The sequence below is a fragment of the Saccharomonospora iraqiensis subsp. paurometabolica YIM 90007 genome (genome assembly GCF_000231035.2).
GTDB lineage: Bacteria > Actinomycetota > Actinomycetes > Mycobacteriales > Pseudonocardiaceae > Saccharomonospora > Saccharomonospora paurometabolica.
Window position 1 is genome coordinate 253,741 of the sequence record NZ_KI912247.1, and the last position, 8,760, is coordinate 262,500.

Consider the following 8,760-nt stretch of genomic DNA (forward strand, 5'->3'; position numbering starts at 1 on the left):
CTGTGCCTCGGCGCGGGACTGGGGGCGGCGGCCGCGTGGGAGGCGACGTCCCGGGGTACCGGCCACGCCGCCGCCCGGGGTGCCCGTGCCGTGCCGGTGGCCGCGGTCGTGTTCACCGTGGCGTGGGTGGTCATGACGGGCGTGACGCCGCGGGACCTGCCGCTGATGGCGAACTACGGGCCCGACCTGGAGCGTGCCCAGGTCGCCATCGGTGCGGGGCTGGCGCGCGCGGAGGTGCCCGCACCCGAGCGCACCGTCGCCGTCCCGAGTCCGGGGGCGATCCCGTACCACAGCGGTTGGGAGGCACTCGACTACACCGGCCGCGTCGGCACCACCCGCGACGACGACGCGGACCCGACGTCCGTGGTGCGCCGGGCCGACCCCACCGTGGTGGTCGTCCCGTCCCCCGGTCCGTACGTGCCGCGGACGGCGCAGGGGCTCCGGGTGCCCGAGGCCGTCGCCGGGTACCGGCTGCTCGCCCAGGTGCGGATGCGGGAGGGGAACTGGCAGCACGTGTTCGCGCTCCCCGAGTGGGCCGCCCCCGTCACCACCGCCGTGGCCGACAGCGTCCGGGACACCGGGGACGGACGGGCATCCGAGCGGTACGAGGCCTCCCTCGACCGCTGGCTGGACCGGGTGTTCGGCCGCCTGTGACGGTGTCCGGCCGGGGGTGCCGGTACGTCAGAGGTACTGGCCGGTGCTCATTCCCGGACCGTGCTGGTCACCGCCGCCACCGCCGTGGCCGCCCTGCCCGTGGGGAAGGCCCCGTCGCATCTGCTCCAGCTGTGTGCGTGCGGCCATCTGCTGTGCGAACAGGGCCGTCTGGATGCCGTGGAAGAGCCCTTCGAGCCAGCCGACGAGCTGTGCCTGCGCGACCCGCAGTTCGGCGTCCGAGGGGGTGCTGTCCGCGGTGAACGGCGCCACCAGACGCTCCAGCTCCTGCTGCAGCTCGGGAGCGAGCGCCTGTTCCAGCTCCTTGATGGAGGTCGCGTGGATCTCGCGCAGCCGGTTGCGGCTGGCCTCGTCCATCGGGGCGGCCCGCACCTCCTCCAGGAGCTGCTTGATCATCGTGCCGATCCGCATGACCTTGGCCGGTTCCTCGACCATGTCACCGACCGACTCGGACTGCTCGTTCCCTTCGCCCGGATTGATCCGCGCCGTACCCATGGGCTGCCCGTCCGGGCCCACCACGACCACGTGCTGTGACCCGTCGTCCCGGCCGCCGGCTGCGTCCTCGGGGTTCGTCGGCTCGGTCATACGCTCCATCCCTGGATTCGACTCGGTACACGCCGCCGGTCCGTCCGGCGGTGGGTCGCCTCTCGTGCCCTCGCCCAGAGTAGTCGGGCCCGGCCGACACCGGACCGGACAGGGCGACCCCCGCGTCGGGCGATGTTACCCGTCCGTACGGTGTGCGCATGGCGTTCGACGTCGCCCGGATCCGAGGGTTGTACCCCGGTCTGGGCGCCGGTGGGGTCCGCCTCGACGGCTCCGCCGGGATGCTGGTCCCCGAGGAGGTGGCCTCGGCGGTGTGCACGGCGATGCGCACCCCCGTCTCCGCGCCCGGCGGTGCGTTCCCCGCTTCCCGGCGGGCCGACGGGTTCCTCGCCGAGGCCCGCGCCGCGGTGGCCGACCTGGTCGGTGCGCGCCCGGAGACGGTGGTGCTCGGCCCGAACACGGCCGTGCTGCTGACGCGGCTCGCGGACGCGCTGGCCGGAACCTGGACGCTCGGCGACGACGTCGTCCTCTCGCGGCTGGACGAGCAGGGCACCCAGGCCCCCTGGCTGCGTGCCGCGCGACGTGCGGGCGCGGACGTGCGGTGGGGCGAGATCGACATCGAGACGTGCGAGCTGCCCGCCTGGCAGTACGAGGAGCTGATCGGGCCCCGGACGAAAGCGGTCGCGGTCACCGCGGCCTCCGGGGCGGTCGGCACCCGCCCCGACGTCGACACGGTCGTCGGGATCGCCCGGCGGGCGGGGGTGCTGTCCGTCGTCGACGCCACCCACGCCGCGCCGTTCGTGCCGCTGGACCTGGACCGGCTCGGGGCGGACGTGCTCGCGGTGTCCGCGCGTGCGTGGGGCGGCCCCGAGCTGTCCGCGCTGGTGTTCCGGGACGCGGAGACCCTCGAACGGGTGCCCTCGGTGGCGCTCGACCCCGCCGCGTCCGGACCACGACGACTGGAGCTCGGGCCGCACCCGATCCCGCAGCTGGCCGGGCTCGTCACCTCGGTCGAGCACCTGGCTCGGCTCGACGACGCCGCCGCCGGGTCGCGCCGGGAACGGCTGCTGACCTCGCTGGGCTCGGCGAAGTCGTACCACGCGGGGCTGCTGGCGCAGCTGTCCACCGAGCTGCGGGCGATGCGGCGGATCATGGTGCTCGGTGACGCGACGCGGCGGATCCCGGCGCTGGCGTTCACCGTGGCCGACCGGACGGCGACCGAGGTCGCCCGGCGCCTCGCCGAGCACGACGTGTGCGTGTTCGCCGAGCAGGGCGCCGACGGTCTGTTCGCCTCGCTCGGTGTGGGCGAGGTCGGTGGCGCCCTCCGCGTCGGCCTGGCGCACTACACCACCCCCACCGAGATCACCGCCCTGATCCACGCCCTGGAAACCCTCCCCTGAGCCACCGGGGCCGTCGGAGTGTGCCGTGAAGCCCCCTTCCCTGCGGGTGGTGCCGTGAAGGACTCCTTCACTGCGTCCAATACCGTGAAGGACTCCTTCCCTGCGCCCGATGCCGCGAAGGAGTCCTTCACGGCACAACGCCCCGTGACCCCCGGTGCGGGTCAGCGGACGGTGAGCAGTACCTTGCCGAAGACTCCGCCCGCTTCGAGGGCGCGGTGGGCCTCAGCGGCGTCGGGCATCGGGACGACCTGATCGATCACCGGGCGCACGGTGCCCAACTCCAGCATCGGCCACAGGTGCTCGCGGACGTCGGCGACGATGCGGGCCTTCTCCTCCGGCGGCCTCCCGCGCAGGGTGGTGCCGGCGATGCTCGCCCGCTTCACCAGGAGCTTGCCGAGGTTCAGCTCGGCCTTCGTGCCGCCCTGCATCCCGATCACCACGAGCCTGCCGCCGGTGCGGAGGGCGTCGACGTTGGCCGCCAGGTACTTCGCGCCCATGTTGTCGAGAACGACGTCCGCACCGCCGGTCTCGGCCCGCAGCACCTCGACGAAGTCCCGTTCGCGGTAGTTGATCGCGAGGTCGGCGCCCAACTGGCGGCAGCGGTCGGCCCGCTGGTCCGATCCGACGGTGACCGCGACGGTGGCGCCGAGCGCCTTGCCGACCTGGATGGCGTGTGTGCCGACACCGCCCGCACCGCCGTGGACGAGCAGCACCTCGCCCTCGGCCAGCCCCGCGTGCGAGACGACGTTCGACCACACAGTGCAGGCGACCTCGGGCAACGCCGCCGCGGCGACCAGGTCGGTCTCCGGCGGGACCGGCAGCAGCTGCCCCGCGGGCACCGCGACCTTCTGCGCGTATCCACCCCCGGACAGCAGCGCGCACACCTGGTCGCCCACCTGCCACCCGGGGATATCGGGACCGAGTTCGGCGATCGTGCCGGAGCACTCCAGGCCGAGGATCTCGCTCGCCCCCTCGGGCGGGGGGTAGTGCCCTTGCCGTTGCAGCAGGTCGGCCCGGTTCACGGCACTCGCGGCGACGTCGACGACGACCTCGCCGGGTCCCGCGGTGGGGTCGGCGGCTTCGGTCCATTCGAGGTTCCCGGGCTCACCCGGTTCCCTGAGCATGATCGCGCGCATACCGCGACTCTAGGCCACCGGACGGGACATCGACCGACACGTTCCTACGAACGGAGCTTGATTTTCGGGCGAACAGGCAACAAAGTGACCGCGCATCGTAACCACGAAGGGGTATTGCGAATGTCATCTATGCGGAGCAGGTTGAGACCGGCCGTGGCGCTCGCCGCGTGTGTGGGTCTCGCGCTCACCGGCACTGCGACGGCGACCGCCGAGCCGCAGGCCAACCCGAATCTGCCGAAGCGGCTGGCCAAGCAGGTGGACGGCGACAAGTCGAACCGGCACCTGATCGCGATGCAGCGCATCGCCGAGATCAGCGGGGGCAACCGCGCCGCGGGCACCGAGGGCTACCAGCGGTCCGCCGAGTACATGGCGGGCAAGCTGGAGCAGGCCGGCTTCGACGTGACCCGGCAGGAGTTCCCGTTCACCTACAGCGAGACGCTCGCCGAGAAATTCACGGTGGACGGGACCGACTACGAGACCACGATCATGAGCTACAGCCCGTCCACGCCGGAGGGCGGGATCACGGCGCCGCTGGCGGCGATCGAGCCGGACGCCACGCCCGGCTGCGAGACCTCCGACTTCGGCGACGTCACCGGCAAGATCGCGCTGATCCAGCGCGGCGCCTGCACGTTCGCCCAGAAGGGTCAGTCGGCCGCCGAGGCCGGGGCCGTGGGCGCGCTCGTGTACAACAACGAGCCGGGCATGGTCAACGGCACCCTCGGTGATCCGGACGCCGGTGTCATCCCGATCGGCGGCCTCACGCAGGCCGACGGTGCGGCGCTGACCGAGCTCTCCGGCACCGACGCGACGCTGGAGCTGCGTGCGCTCATGGAGGAGCGCACCACCTACAACCTCATCGCGGAGACGCAGACCGGCCGCAAGGACAACGTCGTGATGGCCGGCGCCCACCTCGACGGCGCCACCGCGGGCGCGGGCATCAACGACAACGGCACCGGCTCGGCCGCACTGCTGGAGACCGCCCTCGCGCTCGGCGGCAACGCCCGGGTGAACAACGCGGTGCGGTTCGCCTGGTGGGGTGCCGAGGAGTTCGGCCTCGTCGGCTCCACCCACTACGTGAACTCGCTGAGCTTCGAGCAGGAGCTCGACATCGCGATGTACCTGAACTTCGACATGATCGGCTCGCCGAACGCCGGGTACTTCGTCTACGACGGCGACGACTCGGACGGCGAGGGTGCGGGCCCCGGCCCGTACGGCTCGGCGCAGATCGAGGCGTCCTTCGTGGACTACCTGGAGGACACGGTCGGCGTGCCGACCGAGGGCAGCGACTTCACCGGCCGGTCGGACTACGGTGAGTTCATCGCCCACGGCATCCCCGCGGGCGGGCTGTTCACCGGTGCCGAGGTCGTCAAGACCGAGGAGCAGGTCGCCAAGTGGGGCGGCACGGCCGGTGAGTCGTACGACCCGTGCTACCACACCGAGTGCGACGACCTGGGCAACGTCGACCGCACCGCGCTCGACCGCAACGGCGACGCGATGGCGTACGTGACCGGGAAGTACGCACTGAGCACCGAAGAGGTCAACGGCGTCGCACCGCAGGCACCGAAGGACTGGAAGAAGCTGGCCCAGCAGCGCGCGAGCCAGCGGGTCATGACGACCCAGGCCACGGACGGGGCCGACCTGTCCTGACCCCGGGGCGCACACCCTGACCGGTACGGCCGGGCGGCGCGGCACTCGCCCGCCCGGCCGTACCGCACCGTCTCCCCGCGGGAACCGACGTGACGTCCGGCCCGCACATGACGATCCTGGGTGCGCCCGGCGCACCCAGGACCTTTCCGAGGTTGTTCCGTTCTGCGTCGCGACTTCCGTGTCGCGTGTCGGGGTGCGGTCGACCGGTGTCCGGGCCGGCGCCTGACACCGTGGTGCGTCACGACAGAACCGCACCGAGATCGGTCTCGACCGGCGCCGTGGGTGCGGGATGCATGCCAATACCCGGGAAGCGCTGCCCTCTTGGCATCACGACCGGACCGGTTCCGGCCACCCCGGCCGTGGGATCACAGCGCCCACTGTGTCCGTAGGGCCACACGGCCCACTGTGTCCGTGGGACCACACATCCCACTGTGTCCGTGGGCCACACAGCCCACTGTGTCGCACAGTGGCGCGGTCGACCGCGACCAGTCATCCGTCACGGCACCACCTGACCTTTCCCGGCGGGCCACGGGACCGACGGTCCCCTCGACGACTCGTCGTCTCCCGGTGAACCCGTCCGCTACCTCCAGGTTGCTCCTTCCGGAGTAGTCCGGCAACCATTTTTGTCACCCTCCGGCGGGGTCGGTACGGATTTTCGTCGTGGCGGCCGGGTATGGTGGCGGACCGTCTACCGTGCGTGTCCATGGATCGGGATCCACGTGAGGTGCGCTGGCTGTCCGACGGCGAGATGTCGGCCTGGCGGAACTACATCGTCTCCACGTTGATGCTGCGGCAGCGCCTGCACCGGGAACTCGCCGACCGGCACGAGCTGTCCCTGATCGATTACGAGGTGCTGGCCTGCCTGTCCGACGCCGATGACCGGCGGATGCGGATGAGCGAACTCGCCACGATGCTGGGGTCCACGAAGAGCAGACTCTCCCACCAGATCGCCCGCCTGGAGGAGGCCGGCTACGTCCGCCGCGGACGGTCGCCCGGTGACCGCAGGGGGGTCACCGCCGAGTTGACCGACGCCGGGTTCGTGGTGCTCGCCCGCTCCGCGGCCACGCACGTGTCGGGGGTGCGGGAGCACTTCGTCGACCTGCTCACGCCCGAGGAGCAGACGGTGCTGGCCGGGGCCTTCTCCCGGGTGCTGGCACACCTGTCGGAGCCCGACGAGTGAGGCGCTACCCTGACCCGCACGGGAAGCGTGGCAGAGCGGCCGATTGCACTCGCCTTGAAAGCGAGCGACCCGAGAGGGTCCGGGGGTTCGAATCCCCCCGCTTCCGCCGCTGTGACCGGGGACGGACGAGCCGCGGCGGTCATTGCTCACCCCCGAATCCCGGCGCCCCGGTCACCTCGGTTTCCGGTCGGTGACGGCAGCCCGGCATTGACCGTCGACACGATCGGGTACGCCCCACGGTGGTCAGCACAACGTGTGGTTTCGCCCCGGACCCGGGCTCCGGTGGGTATAGCACGGCGAATGAGCCGACACGGACAACCGCCGGACGAGCCCCCGCCGCGAACCCCGCTGGAGCGGACCTTCAGCCAGACCCTCGCCAGCGGGTATCACCGGCTCGCCCGTCCCTGGCACACCGTGCTCGCCACGGGTCTGATGGGCGGTCTCGAGGTCGGCACCGGGGTGCTGGCGCTGCTGTACACCCTGCACGTCACCGGCAGTCACCTGCTGGCGGGCCTGGCCTTCAGCATCGGCTTTCTCGCCCTGCTCCTCGGGCAGAGCGAGTTGTTCACCGAGAACTTCCTCGTCCCGGTGACCGCGGTCGCCACCCGGCTCGCGACCCTGGGTGCTCTGCTGCGCCTCTGGGGGATCACCCTGGTGATGAACCTGCTCGGGGGATGGGTGATCACCTGGCTGATCATCCAAGCGTTCCCCGAGCTGCACCGGACCGCCGCCCGGTCCGGCAACCACTTCGCCGAGCTCGGGGTGACCCTGTCGTCGTTCTGCCTCGCCGTTCTGGCCGGATCCGCGATCACGTTGATGACCTGGATGCAGCTGGGAGCCGATTCCGAGTTCGGCCGGATCATCGCGGCCATCGCCGTGGGCTTCCTGATCTCGGGGACCCAGCTGTTCCACTCGGTGCTCGACTCGTTGCTCATGTTCGCCGCGCTGCACACGCCGCTGGCCACGTTCAATTACCTCGACTGGGCCATCCAGCTCGGGTGGGCCGCGCTCGGGAACCTGGTCGGCGGGATCGGGATGGTGACCGGGCTGAGACTCGTCCAGGTCCGCCCGCTCAAGCACCGGCTCAGCCAGCCCCCACTCCAGTAGGCGCCTTCGGGACGACCGGGGAACGGGACCCGAGGCCCACCGAACCCGCCCCTCGGCTCACGCGGAAGTCCGATGATGGGGCGATGACACGACACCGCAACGTCGAGTTCAAGGCCCGCTGTCCGGACGCCGACCGTGTCCTGAACCGCCTGTCCGAGCTCGGGGCACGGTCGCAGGGCGTCGACACACAGGAGGACGTGTACTACCGCGTCCCGCACGGCCGGTTGAAACGGCGACGGGGGACGATCGAGAACAACCTGATCCACTACCTGCGGCCGGACGGCGACGCCCCCACCGAATCCGAGGTGCGCATGCACCCGCTGGCGGCCGAGCCCGGGCTCGACGAGCTGCTCGATGCCGCACTCACCCGGGACGTGGTGGTGCGCAAGCGCAGACACATCCTCTGGATCGACAACGTCAAGTTCCACGTCGACGAGGTCGAGGAGCTCGGGTCCTTCGTGGAGGTGGAGGCCGTCGACTACGACGGGGACCTCGGTGTCGCACATCTGCACACGCAGTGCGCCGAGTACCTGCGCCTCCTCGGGGTCGCCGACACCGATCTGGAATCCCGCTCCTACAGTGATCTGCTCCGCGGCGACCCGCCCGGCGGCGACGGGCCCGGTGCCGGGTGAGCCCGGTCAGTCGTCCAGCAGGCCCAGTTCGCGCGCCTTGCGCACGGCGGCGTTGCGCCGGTTGACGTTGAGTTTGCGCAGGATGCCCCGGATGTGCGTGCGCACCGTGTTCACCGAGACGAACATGCGCTCGGCGATCTCGGCGGTGGTGAGCAGCTCCTCCAGGTGGCCCAGCACGTCGCGCTCCCGGGCGGTGAGCGGCTGGAGAAGCTCGGGAGGCTGCTGCCCCGGAGGCCCGGCGTGTCCGGTGTGTCCGGCGGGGGCGTCCGCCGTGCCCGGTGCGTCCGGGGAGTCCGGCGGGTGGGGGTCGTGGACCGCACCCGCCGCGGCGTCCGCGCCGTGGTGCAGCCAGGCGTGTTCGCTGCGCAGGTGTGCGTCCGTGGCGAGCAGCCTGCGGGCCGCCGGCCCCGCCTCCCGGAACGGCCGGCGCAGTTCGCCCGGTT

Annotated in this window: 8 protein-coding genes, 1 tRNA gene and 1 pseudogene; 7 read left to right on the top strand and 3 right to left on the bottom strand. The window is 71.6% G+C overall.

Annotation, left to right across the window (positions count from 1 at the left end; genetic code table 11):
* Positions 1 to 654: pseudogene (locus SACPADRAFT_RS34040) on the top strand (hypothetical protein); the annotation flags it as partial.
* Between the two features lie 27 nt (positions 655 to 681).
* Here the strand turns inward: SACPADRAFT_RS34040 and SACPADRAFT_RS0215505 are convergent.
* Positions 682 to 1,257, bottom strand: a complete 576-nt coding sequence (locus tag SACPADRAFT_RS0215505; protein ID WP_007025377.1) for a bacterial proteasome activator family protein — start codon at positions 1,255 to 1,257, stop codon at positions 682 to 684.
* Between the two features lie 158 nt (positions 1,258 to 1,415).
* On the opposite strand from SACPADRAFT_RS0215505, the gene SACPADRAFT_RS0215510 reads away from it, so the two are divergent.
* Positions 1,416 to 2,615, top strand: a complete 1,200-nt coding sequence (locus SACPADRAFT_RS0215510) for a cysteine desulfurase-like protein (RefSeq protein WP_007025378.1) — start codon at positions 1,416 to 1,418, stop codon at positions 2,613 to 2,615.
* Positions 2,616 to 2,776: 161 nt separating this feature from the next.
* Here SACPADRAFT_RS0215510 and SACPADRAFT_RS0215515 read toward each other — a convergent pair whose 3' ends face one another.
* Positions 2,777 to 3,751, bottom strand: coding sequence for an NAD(P)H-quinone oxidoreductase (locus SACPADRAFT_RS0215515; protein WP_007025379.1), 975 nt, complete (start codon positions 3,749 to 3,751; stop codon positions 2,777 to 2,779).
* A 120-nt stretch (positions 3,752 to 3,871) separates the two neighbouring features.
* Here SACPADRAFT_RS0215515 and SACPADRAFT_RS0215520 point away from each other — a divergent pair, with 120 nt between their 5' ends.
* From SACPADRAFT_RS0215520 to SACPADRAFT_RS0215540, 5 genes are all read left to right on the top strand, one after another.
* Positions 3,872 to 5,398 (top strand): M28 family metallopeptidase, encoded by a 1,527-nt coding sequence (locus SACPADRAFT_RS0215520; RefSeq protein WP_007025380.1) that lies wholly within the window; start codon positions 3,872 to 3,874, stop codon positions 5,396 to 5,398.
* 703 nt (positions 5,399 to 6,101) lie between these two features.
* A complete protein-coding gene (locus SACPADRAFT_RS0215525) occupies positions 6,102 to 6,578 on the top strand; it encodes a MarR family winged helix-turn-helix transcriptional regulator (protein ID WP_028662492.1) in 477 nt (158 codons plus the stop codon).
* A gap of 21 nt (positions 6,579 to 6,599) precedes the next feature.
* A tRNA-Ser gene (locus SACPADRAFT_RS0215530) sits at positions 6,600 to 6,684 on the top strand.
* Between the two features lie 194 nt (positions 6,685 to 6,878).
* Positions 6,879 to 7,685: a formate/nitrite transporter family protein gene (locus tag SACPADRAFT_RS0215535; RefSeq protein ID WP_007025382.1), complete on the top strand. Its 807-nt coding sequence runs from the start codon at positions 6,879 to 6,881 to the stop codon at positions 7,683 to 7,685.
* An 83-nt stretch (positions 7,686 to 7,768) separates the two neighbouring features.
* A complete protein-coding gene (locus tag SACPADRAFT_RS0215540) occupies positions 7,769 to 8,317 on the top strand; it encodes a class IV adenylate cyclase (RefSeq protein ID WP_007025383.1) in 549 nt (182 codons plus the stop codon).
* Positions 8,318 to 8,323: 6 nt separating this feature from the next.
* On the opposite strand, the gene SACPADRAFT_RS34045 is transcribed toward SACPADRAFT_RS0215540, so the two are convergent.
* A partial coding sequence (locus SACPADRAFT_RS34045; RefSeq protein ID WP_007025384.1) for a helix-turn-helix transcriptional regulator occupies positions 8,324 to 8,760 on the bottom strand: 437 nt, incomplete at its 5' end.